This window comes from Ruminococcus champanellensis 18P13 = JCM 17042 (assembly GCF_000210095.1).
GTDB lineage: Bacteria > Bacillota > Clostridia > Oscillospirales > Ruminococcaceae > Ruminococcus_F > Ruminococcus_F champanellensis.
Genome location: NC_021039.1, coordinates 1,100,468 through 1,118,401, shown reverse-complemented (window position 1 = coordinate 1,118,401; position 17,934 = coordinate 1,100,468). Strand labels below are relative to the sequence as shown.

The window sequence follows — 17,934 nt, the reverse complement described above, 5'->3', positions numbered from 1 at the left end:
TTTGGATTTGTATTCGGCTGCACCACTCAAAGATGATACAGTATTGCCTTTACTTGCTGCCCAATCTGCGGAACAGCTTCACCAACTCCACGATGGGAATGATGAGGAACGCCAGTCCCACGGCAGTCAGATACTCCGCCGGACTGATGGACTCAAACTGGAACGCCTGCTTCAACGCCGGAATGTAGATCACGGCAGTGGTGGCAATCAGAGAGAACGCCATGGCGCCAAACAGGTACCAATTCTGCCTATGCACAGCGAAGATGGAACCCCTTTCCCGGCGCATGTTGAAGGCATGGAACATTTCCGTCAGAGACATGGTGAGGAATGCCATGGTCATGCCATCTGCACTGTTCTCAATGGCAAAATGTCCACGCTCCATATAATCCCCGATCAGGTACGCCGCCAACGTCAGCAAGGCGATCACAAAGCCCTGCCATACCACGTCCACGCCAAGACCGCCGGCGAAAATGCCCTCCTTCCGATCCCGGGGCGGCCGCTGCATAATGTCCTTCTCGCCGGCTTCCATGCCCAGCGCCAGTGCCGGAAAGGCGTCCGTGATCAGATTGATCCATAGCAGGTGGGTGGGCTTGAGAATGGTAAAGCCTAGCAGAGTAGCAATCAGGATGCTGATAACCTCCGACAGGTTGGAGGACAGCAGGAACCGGATGGTACGCCGGATATTATCGTAGATCCGCCGCCCTTCCTCTGCCGCCTTGACAATGGTGGCAAAGTTGTCGTCGCTGAGGATCATATCCGCCACGTTCTTGGTTACATCCGTACCGGTGATGCCCATGCCGACGCCGATATCCGCAATTTTGATGGAGGGTGCATCATTCACTCCGTCTCCGGTCATGGCAGTTACCATTCCCCGTGCCTTCCATGCCTTCACGATCCGCACCTTATGCTCCGGCTGTACCCGGGCATACACGGAAAATTCTGTGACACGCTGTGCAAAATCCTCGTCGCTGATCTGGTTCAGTTCCGCTCCGGTAATGGCCTGGGAGGGATCCGTCAGAATCCCCAGCTCCATGCCGATGGCAACTGCCGTATCCCGGTGATCTCCGGTGATCATGACCGGACGGATGCCGGCAGAACGACACTGGGCAATTGCCGCCTTGACCTCCGGCCGAACCGGATCGATCATGCCGGTCAGACCGCAAAATACCAGGGACTGCTCCAGATTTTCCGAAGTGTAATCCCCCGGTACAGGCTCCTGGGCATGCCGCCGGTAGGCTGCCGCCAGCACCCGGAGCGCCTTGTCCGCCAGTGCCTTGTTCGCCCCCAGAATCTGCTGCCGGAGGGCATCCGTCATGGGCACCTCCTTGGTGCCGTCAAAGTAGGCGCTGCACCGTGCCAGTAAGCAGTCCGGCGCGCCCTTGGTGTACTGGAGGATGCCCTCCTCCGTCCGATGCACTGTGGTCATCAGCTTCCGGTCGGAATCAAAGGGCAGTTCCCCGATCCGGGGCTGCTCGGCTTTCAGTACAGGCTTGGGCAGTCCGCACTTGTTTGCGTATGCCACCAGAGCGCATTCCGTAGGCTCTCCAATAGCCTCCCCCTGGTCATCCAGCTCTGCATCACTGCACAGTGCCATGGCGGTTGCCAGCAACGGCTCACTGCCTGCCTCCCGGGTTTCCACCACGGTCATTTTATTCTGGGTCAGGGTGCCGGTCTTGTCGGAACAGATGATCTGGGTGCATCCCAGGGTCTCCACCGCCGACAGCTTCCGGATCACCGCACCCTGTTTGGACATTTTCGTCACACCCATGGACAGCACGATGGTAACCACCGTTGCAAGCCCCTCCGGAATCGCTGCCACCGCCAGGCTCACTGCCACAATGAAGGTGTCCACATAGGTCTTGGGATTGGTAAAGTCACCGGTTCGCAGCAGGGATGCCACAAACACAATCACGCAGATGCCCAGCACCAGCCAGGTCAGATACCGGCTCAGCTGGGTCAGCTTTTCCTGCAAGGGCGTCTTTTCGTCCTGCGCCGCATTCAGCGCCCCGGCAATCTTGCCCATTTCCGTATGCATGCCGGTGCCGGTGACCACTGCGGTACCTCTGCCGTATACAATGGTGCTGCCCATATACAGCATATTCCGACGATCCCCCAGAGAGATCTCCTTTCCGTCCTCTCCATGCAGTCCCTCCGCTGATTTATCCACCGGCACGGATTCTCCCGTCATAGCGGACTCCTCACACTTCATGGAGGCGCATTCCAGGATACGGGCATCTGCCGGCACAGCGTCTCCAGCCTCCAGCAGGATCACATCACCGGGCACCAGCTCCTCCGTGGGCACGGTGGCAGGCTTTCCATCCCGCAGAACCTTGGAATGCGCAGCGGTCATTTTCTTCAGCGCATCAATGGCCTGTTCCGCCTTGGATTCCTGCACCACGCCCAGAACTGCGTTCAGCAGCACCACCACTGCAATAATAATGGTATCCGCAAAGTCCGACAGCCCCACTCCGCCCCCTTCAAACAGGGGGATCAAAGCAGAGACCACTGCCGCCGCAATGAGAATGATGATCATAGGATCCTTCAACTGTCCCAGAAACCGCTTCCAGGTGGGGGTCTTTGCCGCCTCTGTCAGCTTGTTTTTTCCATATTGTTCAAGCCGCCGCTGTACCTCCTTCTGATCCAGCCCCTTGGGACTGCTGCCCAACGCCTCCAGAGCATCCTCCGGGGTCTGCAAGTGATATGCCTTCTGCTCCATACCTGCAACTTCCTTTCCTATATTTTACAGCAAAAAGCGAGACTCCTGCATCTCTGCAAAAGTCTCGCAAATTTCGTCTCAACGAAAGATTTCCTGCCGAGAGCCATGCTCCGTGATGACGACAGGAACCATACATCCGCCCGGCGGATATATATGCTACTCCCTTTTCAATGATTTTACCATACCGAAAGCAAATTGTCAAGCCATCATAAGCACCTTTTTGTTGAACTCCTCCGGGGTGGTAAAGGTGGGAACCATCTCGTGCAGTGCCCACACGGCAGTTGCTTCATCATTTTTCAATGCCGCATCCCGCAGCCGCCGCAGTGCCTGAATAAAGGTGGTGTCATTGATCTCGATTTGTCTGCCAATGAAAATCAGCTTGTTTTGGGTCTTTTGCAGTCCCTCCTCGTCCATCAGCAGCTCCTCCTTGATCTTCTCCCCGGGTCGCAGTCCCGTAAAGACAATGGGGATATCTGTATAGGGCTGCTTGCCGTACATGCGGATCAGGTTTTCCGCCAGTGCCACGATCCGCACCGGCTTGCCCATATCCAGCACGAAGATCTCGCCGCCGTGGGCAATGGCTGCCGCCTCCATCACCAGGCTCACCGCCTCCGGGATGGTCATAAAATAGCGGATAATGTCCGGATGGGTCACAGTCACCGGCTTGCCCTGCTCGATCTCCCGTTTGAACAGAGGGATCACCGACCCGTTGGAACCCAGTACGTTGCCGAACCGGGTGGTGACAAATTCCGTCACCCCGTCCTTCTCCTGGGACAGATACTGGATGATCATTTCACAGCACCGCTTGGAGGCTCCCATCACGTTGGTGGGATTCACCGCCTTGTCCGTGGAGATCATCACAAACTTCTGCACATTGTGGAACTGTGCCAGGCTTGCTACGTTGAAGGTACCCACCACGTTGTTCTTGATAGCCTCCATGGGGGAAACCTCCATCAGAGGCACATGCTTGTGAGCCGCCGCATGGAACACGATCTCCGGCTTGTATCGATCCATGATCTGGTTCATCCGGAAGTAATCCCGGACAGAGGCAATCAAGGTCACCAGATCCAGGCCGTCCCCGTACTCCATTTTCAGCTCCTGCTGAATATCATAGGCATTATTTTCGTAAATATCCACAATAATGATCTGCTTGGGATCATATTTTGCGATCTGCCGCACCAGTTCCGAGCCGATGGAACCACCGCCGCCGGTGACCATACACACCTTTCCGCTGATAAACGCCCGGATATCCTGGTTGTCAAATTTGATGGGCTCCCGCCCCAGCAGATCCTCCACCTTAATGTCGTGCATCTGCCCCAGCAGGGTATTTTCTTCAAAGATCAGCTCACTGATAAAAGGCATTACCTTCACCGGCAGGTTCGCCTTTGCACAGATATCCAGGATCCGCTGCCGTTCATCGTCCAGGCAGGAAGGGATGGAGAAAATAATCTGCTGGATCTGCATCTGTTCCGTATACTTCAGAAGCTCGTCCGTGGTGCCAACCACCGGCACCCCTTGCACTGCCGTGCCGATTTTGGCAGTATCGTCGTCAATGATGCACACCGGATCATAGGAAGCGTCATTGACCGCCCGGCTTTCCCGGGTGTTGAAGATCTCCCGGATCAGCATATCTGTCGCTTCCCCTGCGCCGATGATCATAGTTCGCTTGTAGACTGCCTCCACCTTGCCGCAGGCGGTCAGTTCAATAAAGGTCTGCTTGAAGATGTACCGGAACAGACAGATGCCGATCACAATGATGCCTCCATGCAGCACTGCATAGATCACCGGCACATCCCCCCGGATGATGTACACCAACAGACAGGCGGCAGTGACCCCCGCTACAACCCCATATACACAGGAGAGATAGTCCTTTACATTAAAATATCGCCACAGTTTGTTGTATGCCCCTGCAAGCATCAGGCAGGCACCACAGCAGCACACACTGACCGCCATGGAGATCCGCAGGTCGGATACACCAAGCCCCTTCCCCCAATTGGACAGCAAAAAGTTTGCAAGCAGTGCAGAAATGGCTACGATAAATGCATCCGCAACTGCCAGAATCATTTTCCGGTACCGGAACTTCTGAATCAATTTTTTCAACCCACACATCTCCCACATGTTGTCTGAACTGTACTTGTAATGAATGACGGGATTAATTTACAAAATGTCAGGGCAGCACCGCACAAAACTTGCGCAGTATTGCCTTAAGGCTCGATGATAAAATACAAAGCCGTAAAAACCAGAACTTGTTGTATTTATTGTAACATGAGATCTCAAATAATTCAAGTGTCAGAGAATGGAGTTTTAAAGGAAATTTGAAGGGTTTTCTAATAAAAATGCACATACACAAAAAATCCCGGTCTCCAAACACAGAAACCGGGATATGATATATTATTCTACCGTTACGCTCTTTGCCAGATTTCTCGGCTTATCCACATCAAAGCCCTTGCCAACAGACACATAATAAGACAATAGCTGCAGGGGAATGACCGAAAGGCTCCCGGCAAACAGATTGTCGATTTTTGGAATATAAACCGTAAAGTCCGCCGTATCCTCCATGGCATAATTGCCGTAAGTGGTCAGACCGAACAGCTTGGCGCCCCGGCTCTTGACCTCCACCATATTGCTGATGGTTTTTTCATACAGCGCTGACTGGGTCACCACGCTGAACACCACGGTACCGTCCTCGATCAGGCTGATGGGGCCATGCTTCAGTTCTCCTGCTGCGTAAGCCTCTGAATGGATGTAGCTGATCTCCTTCAGCTTCAGACTGCCCTCCATGCCAATGGCATAATCAATGCCTCTGCCGATGAAGAATGCGTCCTTGATGTTCACGATCTTGGAGGCAAACCACTGGAGCCGCTCCTTATCCTCCAGAATCCGCTGGATCTTCTCCGGAATGGTTTCAATGTCTGCGGCCAGTGCGGCGAACCGCTCCTCTGTGATCTCTCCTCTTGCCTTGGCGAACTGCATCGCCAGCAGATATGCTGCAACCAGCTGGCAGCTGTACGCCTTGGTGGTGGCAACGGAGATCTCCGGCCCAGCCAGGGTGTAGAATACATCGTCCGCCTCTCGGGCAATGGAGGATCCCACCACATTGACAATGCCCAGAGTCTTGACGCCCTTTTCCTTGCAAAGCCGAAGTGCCGCCAGGCTGTCTGCGGTTTCGCCGGACTGACTGATGATGATCGCCAGACTGTTCTTTGCCAGGGTCATAGTCCGGTAGCGGAACTCGGAAGCAAGCTCCACCCGAACCTGTAAGCTGGTCAGCTCCTCCAGCACATACTGCGCTGCCATGCCGACATGGTATGCAGAACCGCAGGCTACAATATAAATCTGCTGGATATTACGCATTTCCTCATCGGTCAGCCCAACGCTTTCAAAGCTGATTTTTCCGTTCTGTAATACGGAATGGATAGTATCTCGCACCACCTTGGGCTGCTCGTGGATCTCCTTGAGCATGAAATGCTCGTAGCCGCCTTTTTCTGCCGCTTCCGTATCCCAGTCAATGGTTTTCATTTCCTTCTGGATCTCGTCCCCGTCCAGATTGTAGAAGGTCACGCTGCCCTTTGTGAGCCGGGCAAGCTCCAGATTGCCGATATAGTACACATTCCGGGTGTATTTGAGAATTGCCGGCACATCGGAGGCAAGATAGCTTTCTCCTTCCGCCAGCCCGATAATCATGGGACTGTCCTTCCGGGCTGCATAAATCTCCCCCGGGTATTCCTTGAACATAACCGCCAGAGCATAGGATCCCCGGATTCTGACAAGGGCATGGTTCAATGCGTCCACCGGCGTGCCCAGATACTTTTTGTAGTAGTAATCGATGAGCTTTACAGCAACTTCCGTATCCGTCTGGGATTTAAAGGTATAGCCCTTTTTCAGCAGCTTATCCCGCAGCTCCTGGTAGTTTTCGATGATGCCGTTATGTACTGCGACAACGTTTTCATCATCGCTGCAATGAGGGTGGGCATTGAGAGCGGAAGGCTCTCCATGGGTCGCCCACCGGGTATGCCCGATGCCGCAGGTACCCTTGACTGCCTTGCCGTCGTTGGTCATTTCCTTGAGTACCTTCAGCTTCCCCTTGGCTTTGACAATCTCCACCTCGGCATTTTCGTTCCGGACAGCGATGCCCGCAGAGTCATAGCCTCTGTATTCCAGCTTGGACAGACCGTCCAACAGAATGGGTGCTGCCTCTTGACTACCGGTAAATCCTACAATTCCGCACATAAATTGTTCTCCTCACAAAAGAAAGATAATATTGTCATGCATGTTCCTCTCCGGGAACTGAACAGATCACTGCCGCTTTTTCTTCACACTGCGTGGACGCTCCTGGATCCGGCTGATATAATCCACACTGATGAGCACGATCTGGTGATTGGCACGTTCCACCTGGATTCATCCCTCCTCCACCTTCCGGAGAAATCCACCTACCGTAGAAACAGCGCCATCTGACACATACACGATCACTTCCTGACCCAGCATGGTTTGAATCAGATCATACATATCCTTGTTTCCTTTCCTCCGGCACCGTCCGATGATCCGCCGGATGTGAGCACGCCGTGCTGCCGCTCTTGCAGGCAGTATGATCAGAAATAAAACTATGAAAACGATCCAATACGCCTGCATTCTGATCCTCCACCGGGCTTACTCTGCCAGAAATATGTTATTATATTATTATACACGACTTTCAATGCATTGTCAACCAATTAAACGGGATTTGTGCAGCAGGCTCATGTCCCGGTCAGCATCCGGCGCAGCATGGTCAGATCCGCTCCGTTCAGCATGCCGCTGCCGTCCAGATCTCCTGCCCGCCAGTTTGCCAGGGATACCTGCTCCCGGCGCAGCCATCTGCCCAGCAGCACTGCATCCGCCACGGTACACGCTCCGTCTCCGTTCACGTCTCCGGTAACGGAATCCTGCCGCAGCCGATATGTTTTGATCCGGACATTGCCCTGCTCCGAGCAGTATGCCACATACAGCATATCCCCGGCGGCAGCGGTTGCAGCGGCTCCCACCGTTTCACCGGCAATGCTGTTGCCAAGCTTCGCAAATCCACCGTCCCGGTACTGATACACCGCCAGGTCACTGGGATTCTGGGTGCTGACGGTGAGATACAACCCGTCTGCTGTCCGGGTCAGTTCCGTGTAATAGCAGTTGCCGCTGACGGCATTCCCCAGCAGGGCATGTTCCGTTTCTCCGTTCTGCAAAGCATACAGCCCCGCCGCCTGCTCTGTGGCAGAAATATAATACCCCTCCTGTCCCCGGATCAGATCCGTCCTGCCGGCGCTCTGATCGGACAGGGAAATGGTTCTGTGTCCCTGCGCATCCCACACATCCACCGCCGGAGCCGTGCTATTCACCGCCCCCCGGTATGCCACCGCAACACTGGTATCATCCGCCCCGATGGACAGATTGCACACATCCCCGGCGCCATCCTCATAATCGGTTTTCTCCCCGGTATTCAGATCATAGGCAGACACATGAAGCCCATATGGGAAGGAGCCTGTGGTGTAAGCAAGATACAGTCGATCCCCCCATATAGTGAAATCCTGGTACTGAGACAGTTCACTGCCCCGGGTCAGTTGCTGCCATGTCCCATCCTGATAGGATTGGATCACATAGGAAAAATTCTTGCCGTCCTGGTACAGCACATAGGGAATCTCGCCTCGCATGCACAGCTTCGGATCATATGCCTGCTCCGGCAGTCTGCTAACCTGTTCCCAGGTGTTGTCCTGCAACCGGCTGAGGATCGCACCATCGGTTCCACCCGTCAGCATATACAGCACACCGCTGTCCGATGCCTGCAGATCCAGCGCAGAGGCTCCGGTCATCCAGTCCGCCTCCGGCATGCTTCGCCAAAGATCCCGATCCGTAGTATCCTGAAACCGGGCGGTAAAGTGCAGCTGATCCCCGTCGATCCGGATATCCGAAAGCCGGATGCCGCTGTTGGTGCCATCCGAATACACCAGTGCCCCATCCGTAATGGTAGCTGTAGGATCCAAAGAGCCAATGCTGTCCGGCGCACCCTCTCCCCCGTAGGCGGACAGATAGGGGTTCCCTTCCCCGGCGTCCAGACCGGTTTCCTCCGGCCGGAACACATAGATCTGATCTCCGGATGCACCGTGGTTGCCGTGAATCTCCGTGTTCACCCGGTACACCACCATGCCGGTGCCGTAGATCTTCACGTCCATTTCCTCTGAATAGGGTGTGCCCTTCTGTCGGAATTCCACAGCGAAAAATTCCGTATCCGACAGAGGCGTTTTCAGCAGATACAACCGGTTGCCGGATCGGGCGGAGGCTGGTTCCAGAGTATAGGTTCCGTCCTGGGTAACGGTTTTCGCATCCAGCCAGCCAGATACACTATACCGCATATACGCCAGAGGATACTGCACAAATATCGAATTTGAAGCCATAATGTCCCACATCCCGACAGGAATTCCAGTACGGTCATCGTTCCGGTACAGATCCGGGTAACCCACCGAGTGCAGGAACTCATGCCCCAGCACGCCTACGCCACCCATGATGGAACTGCCAAACAACGTGGCGCTGTTCTGTATGTTCACCATGCCACTCTGCACATCATTGATTCCAATACCTGGCAGTGCAAACGCCCGGGGCCAGAACAGGGACTCTGCGGTTTCAGTGTCCGCATCCATTACTAGGATAATATTATCCACAAGGCCATCACCGTTTCCATCCAGCCGGGAATCCCGGGGCACTGGCACATGGGAGATCACTTCTGCAGCCATAGTTTCCAGATTGTGATAGCTGTCCAGTTCTCCGGACATGGTGTAGGGCAGGATGGTGTCCCCCTCCAGCTGGGGAAAAACGAAGTCCACCTGCATCTGCCCGTAGGAGATTTCGTTGATGTACCCTGCCAGGGAGCGGAAGGTGTTTTCCTTCCGGCAGTAATCCAGCATTTCCGCCGTATGCGCCTCCATAAAGTTATAGCCATCCTCTCCCTGGAACTGGGCAAACAACACCAGGTTGTGCACAGTCTGCACAGCAGCGTCCGCATGCTCCGTCCCAGGGGCATATCCCCCCAGCAGCAGAAACACCGTGCATACAGCAGCGGTCAAGAGCCGGAATCCTCTTGGTTTCATAACACTCCTTCTTTCTTTTTAAAAATGCGTGCAATTTGCACAAGAATAGTATACATATAAATTGAGAAAATGTCAATCTCGACAGCACAGATCCATGAAAAAACCGCACAAGCTATGCCTGTGCGGTGCTGTATGATAGAATATGCTGTGCAAACAGACGATCCGCCTGCTGTAGAAGCTCCGGCTTTGCCTTGCGCAGTAAGGAATCAAAATTGGGCCGCCGATCAGACAGATTGTGACAATCCGAGCCAAAGAGCACCGGCAGTCCCCGTTTCAAAAGCTCCTTGACGATCCGCTTCTGCCGGAAGCTTTCAAATGCCTCTGCATTGATCTGAAAAATGGCGTCCCACCCGAGCACCGTTTCCAGATCCTCCTGGGAATACCACATCAGATACCGATGCACATGGGCGATCACCGGGGTCAGACCCTGCTGCACGGCAATGGCATGCACCTCCTGCTCCATCCAGCTCTGATAGGGCACATAGGGCAGCTCCAGCAGGATGAGATCCGTTCCGGTTATGGCCAACGCCCTGATCTGTGGCAAATCGCTGATACCCTGCTCAATGGCAACCTCCGCTCCAAGCCGCAGCTCCATGGGCAACTGCTGTTCCACAAGGGCATCAAAGCGCATCTGCCGCTTTGTCAGATACGCTGCCGGATCCGGCTCCCGGTGCAGGTAAAAATGAGGGGTCGCCACCACCCGCTCCACCCCCTGGGCATGAAGCCGGGTCAGCATCTCCAGGGACATATCCAGGCTCTGACTGCCGTCATCCATATTGGGGAGAACATGCGTGTGTACATCCGTCAGCATGCGGATCCTGCCTTTTCCTTTTCTTCTGCCTGCTTTGCAGAGCCGTACTGATAGTCGTATTTATACTTGTACTTGTATTTATAATTGGAGTAGTAGCCGCTCCCGTGCTTGCTGGACACTTCGTTGACCGCAAAGCCCAGCACGTTGCAGTTGGCAAGCGCCAGCCGGTTCACAGCATCGTCCAGTTCCGGATAAGTGGTAAAACCGTAATGCACCACCATAACCACCCCGGCGATTTCCTGGGACAGACCAGCCACATCGGACACTACGTTGATGGGGGCGCAGTCGATGAGAATCATGTCATACCGCTCCTTCAGCGTCTCCAGCAGTTCCTTCATCTGTCTGGATGCCAGCAGCTCAGAGGGGTTGGGGGGAATGGTGCCGGAGGTCAGCACATCCAGGCTACCGGTCACGTTCCGGTTCAGCGCCTTGTCCAGAGGCTTGTCCCCGGTAATCACATCGGACAGTCCGACCTTATTGGACAGCCTGAAGCACTTATGCTGCACGGGCTTGCGCATATCCGCATCGATCAGAAGAACCTTCTTGTCGGTCTGTGCCACCGCCACTGCAAGATTGGCAACGGTAACGGATTTCCCCTCGCTGGGGTTCGCACTGGTCATGGCAACGATCCTGCTGTCGCAGGTGGAAATGACGAAGGACAGGGCGGTGCGGAAGCTTTTGTATGCCTCCACCGTGGAAAAGGGAATGTTCTCATTGCCGAACAGCAGCCGGGTCTTCCGATCTGCATCCGTACCCCGGTTCTTTTTCTTTGCCTTGCCCCCGATGGACTGGATCTCCGCAATGATGGGCTTGCTGAAATGCTCCCGGAGTTCTTCCGTACCCCGGACTGTATTGTCGAAAAAGTCAATCAACAGAATGACCAGGATTGCCAGCAAAGCACCTCCGGCAAAGCCGATGGCAGTGTTCTTGGTGACACTGGGGGATACTGCCGCCTCATAGATCTTGGCATCCCCGATCTTTTCCACCGAGCCGGCACCTACCACCCGGATCAGAACCTCCGGTGCCACATCTGCCATAATGTTGCAAAGCTCTGCGGACAGGGCGGCGTTCTTGGTGGTGGCGGTGATCTTCAACACCTCTGTATTGTTCACTGCCGCCATGGTGAATGCGCTTTTCAGGCTTTCGTTGGTGATCTTGCCATTTTTTATGGTAAAATTGCCGGACAGCTCCTCCGGGGTATGCTGCTTCAGCAGCTGCTCCCCCACCTGCTCCATCACTGCATCATTGTTGAGAATGACAATGTAGGTGCTGACCAGGGATTTGGACACGGACAGGTCACTGTTGTTGATGTCCTGTTTCTGATCCTCCTTGTTGCGCACATACATGGATACGTTGGACTGATATTTTCTGGGAATCGCAAAATCTGAAATCAGAAACGCCCCCAGCCCGCAGATCAGAGCGGCACCGATGATCCACCAAATGCGTCCCAGCATCAGATAAACCAGATCTTTGATTGTGTATTCTTTTTTCATGCATTCTTCCATCCTTGCTTATTCTGCCGCACCGCCAATGGTTCCCCAGGCGACACACTATCAGATTAAAGTATACCACTTATCTTATTTATTGTCAATCAATTTGCATGCATTTTTTCCTGTGGCAAATCCTCTGTACACTTTTTTATAAAAACATCTTTCACATGAAAGCGAAATGCGGTATAATAGAAGCATACGGATACAGAAGGGGGAACGGATATGGGCAAGGAACCGGCGGAACAGAGCCTGCACAGCGGACACCGGGATCGGATGCGGGCTAAATTTTTGCAGCAGGGACTGGAGGGCTTCCAGGAGCATGAAATGCTGGAGCTGACCCTGTTCTACGCCCTGCCCCGGGTAAATACCAACGAGGTTGCGCATCGGCTTTTGCAGCGGTTCGGCTCTCTGGCAGATGTGCTGAATGCAGACTATCACGCCCTGCGGGATGTAAAGGGTATGGGGGAAAGCAGTGCCATGCTGCTGACTCTCATCGCCCAGTTGTCCCGGCAGTACCGGCTCAGCGCCCGGAAGGATCTGACCCTGAACACCTTTGACGCCACCTGTGCCTACTTCAAGGATATTTACCTGGGAGAACCGGAGGAGCAGCTGCGGCTGGCGTGTCTGGATGACCGGCTCCGGCTCATGTCCTGTGGGGTGGTGTCCGAAGGCGCCCCCAGCAGTGTGCCGGTACACATGCGCCGGCTGGTGGAGTATGCATTGCAGCAGAAAAGCGAGCTGGTGGTGCTGGCGCACAACCATCCCAACGGCACGGCGATGCCTTCTCCGGAGGACATTGCCGCCACACAGAAGATCTTCAATGTGCTCAAGAGCGTGGGCATCCGGCTGGTGGATCACATCATCGTTGCCGGAGAGCAGGCAGTATCCTTAAAGGAATACGGGGCATTTTCATTATTGGATTAAAAGGAGAACCTATGGAACAGGCATGCTTTCATCTCAAATCGGATTATCAGCCTGCCGGGGATCAGCCGGAAGCCATTCAACAACTGGTGGAGGGTCTGAACCAGGGGGAAAAGGGACAGGTGCTGCTGGGAGTCACCGGCTCCGGCAAGACCTTCACCATGGCGAACGTCATTGCGCAGGTGAACCGCCCTACCCTGGTGCTTGCCCACAATAAGATCCTGGCGGCGCAGCTTTGCTCCGAATTCAAGGAGTTTTTCCCGGACAATGCAGTGGAGTATTTCGTATCCTACTACGATTACTACCAGCCGGAGGCATACATTCCCAGCACCGACAGCTTCATTGAAAAGGACTGCGCCATCAACGACGAGATCGACCGGCTGCGTCATTCCGCCACCACCGCCCTGGCGGAACGCCGGGATGTGATCATCGTGGCAAGTGTATCCTGCATCTACTCCCTGGGCAGCCCGGAGGAGTACCGCTCCATGGTGGTATCCGTCCGGCAGGGCATGGAGAAATCCCGGGAGCAGCTCATGTCGGAGCTGGTGCGGATCCAGTATGAGCGGAACGATATCAGTCTGGAGCGGAATAAGTTCCGGGTGCGGGGGGATGTGCTGGAGATCTGCACCTCCGGCACGGCGGATCATGCCCTGCGAATCGAGTTTTTCGGGGATGAGATCGACCGGATCACCGAGATCAACATGGTCACCGGGGAGATCCTTGCCACCCTGCAGCATGCCGCCATCTTCCCGGCAAGCCACTACATTGTGGGCAGGGACAAGCTGGAGGATGCCATTGCGGACATTGAAGCGGAAATGCAGGAACGGGTGGCATTCTTTGAAGCCAACCACCAGTTGATTGAAGCCCAGCGCATTGCCCAGCGCACCCGGTATGATATCGAAATGCTCCGGGAGATCGGCTTTTGCAGCGGCATCGAAAACTACTCACGGGTACTTTCCCGGCGTCCCCCGGGCAGCGTGCCCTATACCCTGCTGGATCACTTCCCCAAGGATTTTCTGCTGATCGTGGACGAGAGCCATGTGACCCTGCCCCAGGTGCGTGCCATGCAGGCGGGGGATCACGCCCGGAAGAAGACTCTGATCGACTATGGCTTCCGGCTGCCCAGTGCCTATGACAACCGGCCACTGAACTTTGCCGAGTTCAACGAGCACATCGGGCAGGCCATCTACGTCAGCGCTACGCCTGGCCCCCTGGAAAAGGAACGCTCCGGCAGGATCGTGGAACAGGTGATCCGTCCCACCGGTCTGCTGGATCCTCTGGTCACGGTCAAGCCCATCCAGGGGCAAATGGAGGATCTGCTGTCGGAGATCCACAAGCGCACCGACCGGCAGGAGCGTGTACTGGTCACCACGCTGACCAAGCGGATGGCGGAGGATCTGACGGATTACCTGGAGGGCATGGGTGTCCGGGTCCGGTATCTGCACCACGACATCGACACCATCAAGCGTATGGAGATCATCCGGGATCTGCGGATGGGAGAATTCGACGTGTTGGTGGGCATCAACCTGCTTCGGGAGGGTCTGGACATTCCGGAGGTTTCCCTGGTTGCCATTCTGGATGCGGACAAGGAGGGCTTCCTCCGGTCGGAAACCTCTCTGATCCAGACCATCGGCAGAGCCGCCCGGAATGCTCAGGGTGAGGTCATCATGTACGCCGACTGCGTCACCGGCTCCATGGAGCGTGCCATTACGGAAACAGAGCGGCGCCGGAGCATCCAGATGGCGTACAACGAAGCCCACGGCATCATTCCGAAAACCATTCACAAGGACGTGCGGGAGGTTCTGGAGATTTCCTCCAAGGAAACCGTAGAGCAGGAGACCCATGCCCCCAAGATGTCCAAGAAGGAGCGGCAGAAGCTGATCGCCACTCTGACGGATCAGATGAAGCAGTCTGCAAAAATGCTGGAATTCGAGCACGCCGCATACCTCCGGGACAAAATTGCCCAATTGCAGGCAGAGGACTGAACCAAGGCAGCACCCCGCAAAGCCGCCAGGCGGATTTTGTCCGGTGATGCTTTCAGAAAGGATACTATAGATTATGCAGGATAAAATCATCATCCGTGGTGCCAGAGAGCACAACCTGAAAAATGTGGATCTGGAGATCCCCCGGGATCAGCTGATCGTCATGACAGGGCTGTCCGGCTCCGGCAAGTCCTCCCTGGCGTTTGATACGATCTATGCGGACGGACAGCGCCGGTATATGGAGAGCCTGTCCTCCTACGCCCGACAGTTTTTAGGGCAGATGGAAAAACCGGACGTGGACAGCATCGATGGTCTGTCCCCTGCCATTTCCATCGACCAGAAAACCACCTCCAAGAACCCCCGCTCCACGGTGGGCACCGTTACGGAGATTTACGATTATCTGCGTTTGCTGTATGCCCGGATTGGTATCCCGCACTGTCCCGTCTGCGGCAGAGAAATCCAGCAGCAGACGGTGGATCAGATCGTGGATCAGGTGCTGAAGCTGCCGGAGGGTACCCGGTTCCAGCTGCTGGCACCCATCGTCCGGGGTAGAAAGGGCGAGTACGCCAAGGAACTGGAGGGAGCACGGCGCTCCGGCTATGTACGGGTCCGGGTGGACGGCAGCATGTATGAGCTGAGCGAAAAAATTCCCATGGACAAGAATAAAAAACACAACATCGAGATCGTGGTGGATCGTCTGGTGGTGAAGGAGGGGATCCGTTCCCGGCTGACGGACAGTCTGGAAACCGTGGTATCCCTGACGGAGGGGTTGATCCTCATTGACGTGATCGGCGGCGAGGAAAAGCTGTATTCCCTCAATTACGCCTGCCCGGAGCATGATATCAGCATCGGGGAGCTGACCCCCCGGATGTTCTCCTTCAACAATCCCTTCGGTGCCTGCGACACCTGCGGCGGTCTGGGTGCATATCGCCGGATCGATCCGGCGCTGGTCGTGCCCAACCGGGATCTGAGCATCCGGCAGGGGGCGATCAAGGCCATGGGCTGGAACTCCCTGGACAGCGGCTCCATCAGTATGATGTACTACAGTGCCATTTCCAAGGAATACGGCATCTCCCTGGACGTACCGGTAAAGGAGCTGACGGACAAGCAGCTAAACCTGTTCCTGTATGGCACCGGCAGGCATGTGCTGCATCTGGAGCGCACCACCGCCTACGGCAGCGGCAGCTATGACGCACCCTTTGAAGGGGTCATCCACAACCTGGAACGCCGGTACCGGGAATCCGGCAGCGAGGCGTCCCGGGAAAGCACGGAGGAACTCATGTCCGAGGTCAGCTGTCCGGATTGCCACGGCAGACGGCTCAAGCCGGAATCCCTTGCAGTCACCGTCGGGGGCATCAACATCAGCCAGCTATGCGATTACTCCGTGACCCAGGCCATTGACTTTTTCAAGCACTTGCAGCTTACGGATCGGGAGCAGATGATCGCCCGGCTGGTCATCAAAGAGATCAATTCCCGGCTGGGATTCCTCAGCAGCGTGGGACTGTCCTATCTGACCCTGTCCCGGGCAGCAGGCACATTGTCCGGCGGCGAAAGCCAGCGGATCCGGCTTGCCACCCAGATCGGCTCCTCCCTGATGGGGGTGCTGTATATTCTGGACGAGCCCAGCATCGGTCTGCACCAGCGGGACAATGACAAGCTGATTGCCACCCTGAAACGGCTGCGGGATCTGGGAAATACGGTGATCGTGGTGGAGCATGACGAGGACACCATGCGGGCGGCGGATTACATTGTGGACATCGGTCCCGGTGCCGGGGTCAACGGTGGACAGATCGTCTGTGCCGGTACCTACCAGGACATTGTGGCATGCAAGAACTCCGTCACCGGGCAGTACCTCAGCGGCGCAAAGCGGATCCCCCTGCCGGAAAGCCGACGGCCGGGCAACGGGAAATCCCTGTGTTTTTACGGGGCGGCAGAGCATAACCTGCGAGACATTGACGTGGAGATCCCCCTGGGCAAGTTTGTATGCGTCACCGGCGTATCCGGCTCCGGGAAATCCTCTCTGGTCAATTCCATCATCTACCGGCATCTGGCAGCCAAGCTGAACCGGGCAAAGCTGAAGCCGGGCGCTTTCCGGACATGCACCGGACTGGAGCATCTGGACAAGGTCATCAACATTGACCAGTCCCCCATCGGCAGAACTCCCCGTTCCAATCCTGCCACCTACACCGGGGTATTCACGGACATCCGGGAGCTGTTCGCCAGAACGGAGGACGCCAAGACTCGTGGCTATGATGCAGGCAGATTCTCCTTCAACATCAAGGGGGGACGATGCGAAGCATGCGAGGGAGACGGCATTCTGAAAATCGAGATGCATTTTCTGCCGGATGTATATGTGCCCTGCGAGGTATGCAAGGGACGGCGGTACAACCGGGAGACCTTGGAGGTACACTACAAGGGCAAATCCATTTACGATGTGCTGGAAATGACGGTGGACGAAGGAGTAGAATTCTTTGAAGCCATTCCCAAGATCGCCCGGAAGCTGAAAACCCTCCAGGAGGTGGGGCTTGGGTATGTGAAGATCGGACAGCCTGCCACCACCCTGTCCGGCGGAGAAGCCCAACGGGTAAAGCTGTCCACGGAGCTGTCCAAGCGCCCCACCGGCAAGACCATCTATATCCTGGACGAGCCCACCACCGGTCTGCATACGGCGGACGTACACAAGCTCATTGAGGTACTCAGCAAGCTGGTGGACACAGGCAACACGGTGCTGGTCATTGAGCACAACCTGGACGTAATCAAGGTGGCGGATCATATCATTGATCTGGGCCCCGAAGGGGGCGACGGGGGCGGAACCCTGGTGGCAGCAGGCACGCCGGAGGAAATTGCCGTCCATCCGGAATCTTATACCGGACGGTATCTGAAACCATATCTGAAATAATATTTCCAA

Annotated in this window: 9 protein-coding genes; 3 read left to right on the top strand and 6 right to left on the bottom strand. The window is 55.5% G+C overall.

Annotated features, from left to right (window positions below; all coding sequences use genetic code 11):
- Nucleotides 1-49: 49 nt before the first annotated feature.
- From RUM_RS04915 to RUM_RS04885, 6 genes are all read right to left on the bottom strand, one after another.
- The gene (locus RUM_RS04915; RefSeq protein WP_015558092.1) at nucleotides 50-2,716 is read right to left on the bottom strand and encodes a cation-translocating P-type ATPase; all 2,667 of its coding nucleotides are present in this window, start codon (nucleotides 2,714-2,716) and stop codon (nucleotides 50-52) included.
- 198 nt (nucleotides 2,717-2,914) lie between these two features.
- On the bottom strand, nucleotides 2,915-4,816 hold the full coding sequence (locus RUM_RS04910; RefSeq protein WP_242821750.1) for a polysaccharide biosynthesis protein: 1,902 nt from the start codon (nucleotides 4,814-4,816) through the stop codon (nucleotides 2,915-2,917).
- 291 nt (nucleotides 4,817-5,107) lie between these two features.
- A complete protein-coding gene (glmS, locus tag RUM_RS04905) occupies nucleotides 5,108-6,946 on the bottom strand; it encodes a glutamine--fructose-6-phosphate transaminase (isomerizing) (protein WP_015558091.1) in 1,839 nt (612 codons plus the stop codon).
- A 503-nt stretch (nucleotides 6,947-7,449) separates the two neighbouring features.
- On the bottom strand, nucleotides 7,450-9,822 hold the full coding sequence (locus tag RUM_RS04895) for a dockerin type I domain-containing protein (protein WP_041326275.1): 2,373 nt from the start codon (nucleotides 9,820-9,822) through the stop codon (nucleotides 7,450-7,452).
- Between the two features lie 112 nt (nucleotides 9,823-9,934).
- Nucleotides 9,935-10,633, bottom strand: coding sequence for a CpsB/CapC family capsule biosynthesis tyrosine phosphatase (locus RUM_RS04890; RefSeq protein ID WP_015558089.1), 699 nt, complete (start codon nucleotides 10,631-10,633; stop codon nucleotides 9,935-9,937).
- Nucleotides 10,627-12,126, bottom strand: a complete 1,500-nt coding sequence (locus tag RUM_RS04885) for a tyrosine-protein kinase domain-containing protein (RefSeq protein ID WP_015558088.1) — start codon at nucleotides 12,124-12,126, stop codon at nucleotides 10,627-10,629. The genes RUM_RS04890 and RUM_RS04885 overlap by 7 nt, the downstream gene beginning before the upstream one ends.
- 219 nt (nucleotides 12,127-12,345) lie before the next feature.
- Here RUM_RS04885 and RUM_RS04880 point away from each other — a divergent pair, with 219 nt between their 5' ends.
- The 3 genes from RUM_RS04880 (at nucleotide 12,346) to uvrA (ending at nucleotide 17,925) form a co-directional block, all read left to right on the top strand.
- Entirely contained in the window at nucleotides 12,346-13,047 is a 702-nt protein-coding gene (locus RUM_RS04880; RefSeq protein WP_015558087.1) for a JAB domain-containing protein, read from the top strand.
- 11 nt (nucleotides 13,048-13,058) lie between these two features.
- On the top strand, nucleotides 13,059-15,029 hold the full coding sequence (gene uvrB / locus RUM_RS04875; protein WP_015558086.1) for an excinuclease ABC subunit UvrB: 1,971 nt from the start codon (nucleotides 13,059-13,061) through the stop codon (nucleotides 15,027-15,029).
- A gap of 73 nt (nucleotides 15,030-15,102) precedes the next feature.
- The gene (gene uvrA, locus RUM_RS04870) at nucleotides 15,103-17,925 is read left to right on the top strand and encodes an excinuclease ABC subunit UvrA (RefSeq protein WP_015558085.1); all 2,823 of its coding nucleotides are present in this window, start codon (nucleotides 15,103-15,105) and stop codon (nucleotides 17,923-17,925) included.
- Nucleotides 17,926-17,934 lie beyond the last annotated feature (9 nt).

What these genes read in the sequence shown, in the direction of transcription:
- RUM_RS04915 (WP_015558092.1), bottom strand. Translation starts at nt 2,716, where the DNA reads ATGGAGCAGAAGGCATATCACTTGCAGACCCCGGAGGATGCTCTGGAG.
- glmS (WP_015558091.1), bottom strand. Translation starts at nt 6,946, where the DNA reads ATGTGCGGAATTGTAGGATTTACCGGTAGTCAAGAGGCAGCACCCATT.
- RUM_RS04895 (WP_041326275.1), bottom strand. Translation starts at nt 9,822, where the DNA reads ATGAAACCAAGAGGATTCCGGCTCTTGACCGCTGCTGTATGCACGGTG.
- RUM_RS04890 (WP_015558089.1), bottom strand. Translation starts at nt 10,633, where the DNA reads ATGCTGACGGATGTACACACGCATGTTCTCCCCAATATGGATGACGGC.
- RUM_RS04885 (WP_015558088.1), bottom strand. Translation starts at nt 12,126, where the DNA reads ATGAAAAAAGAATACACAATCAAAGATCTGGTTTATCTGATGCTGGGA.
- RUM_RS04880 (WP_015558087.1), top strand. Translation starts at nt 12,346, where the DNA reads ATGGGCAAGGAACCGGCGGAACAGAGCCTGCACAGCGGACACCGGGAT.
- uvrB (WP_015558086.1), top strand. Translation starts at nt 13,059, where the DNA reads ATGGAACAGGCATGCTTTCATCTCAAATCGGATTATCAGCCTGCCGGG.
- uvrA (WP_015558085.1), top strand. Translation starts at nt 15,103, where the DNA reads ATGCAGGATAAAATCATCATCCGTGGTGCCAGAGAGCACAACCTGAAA.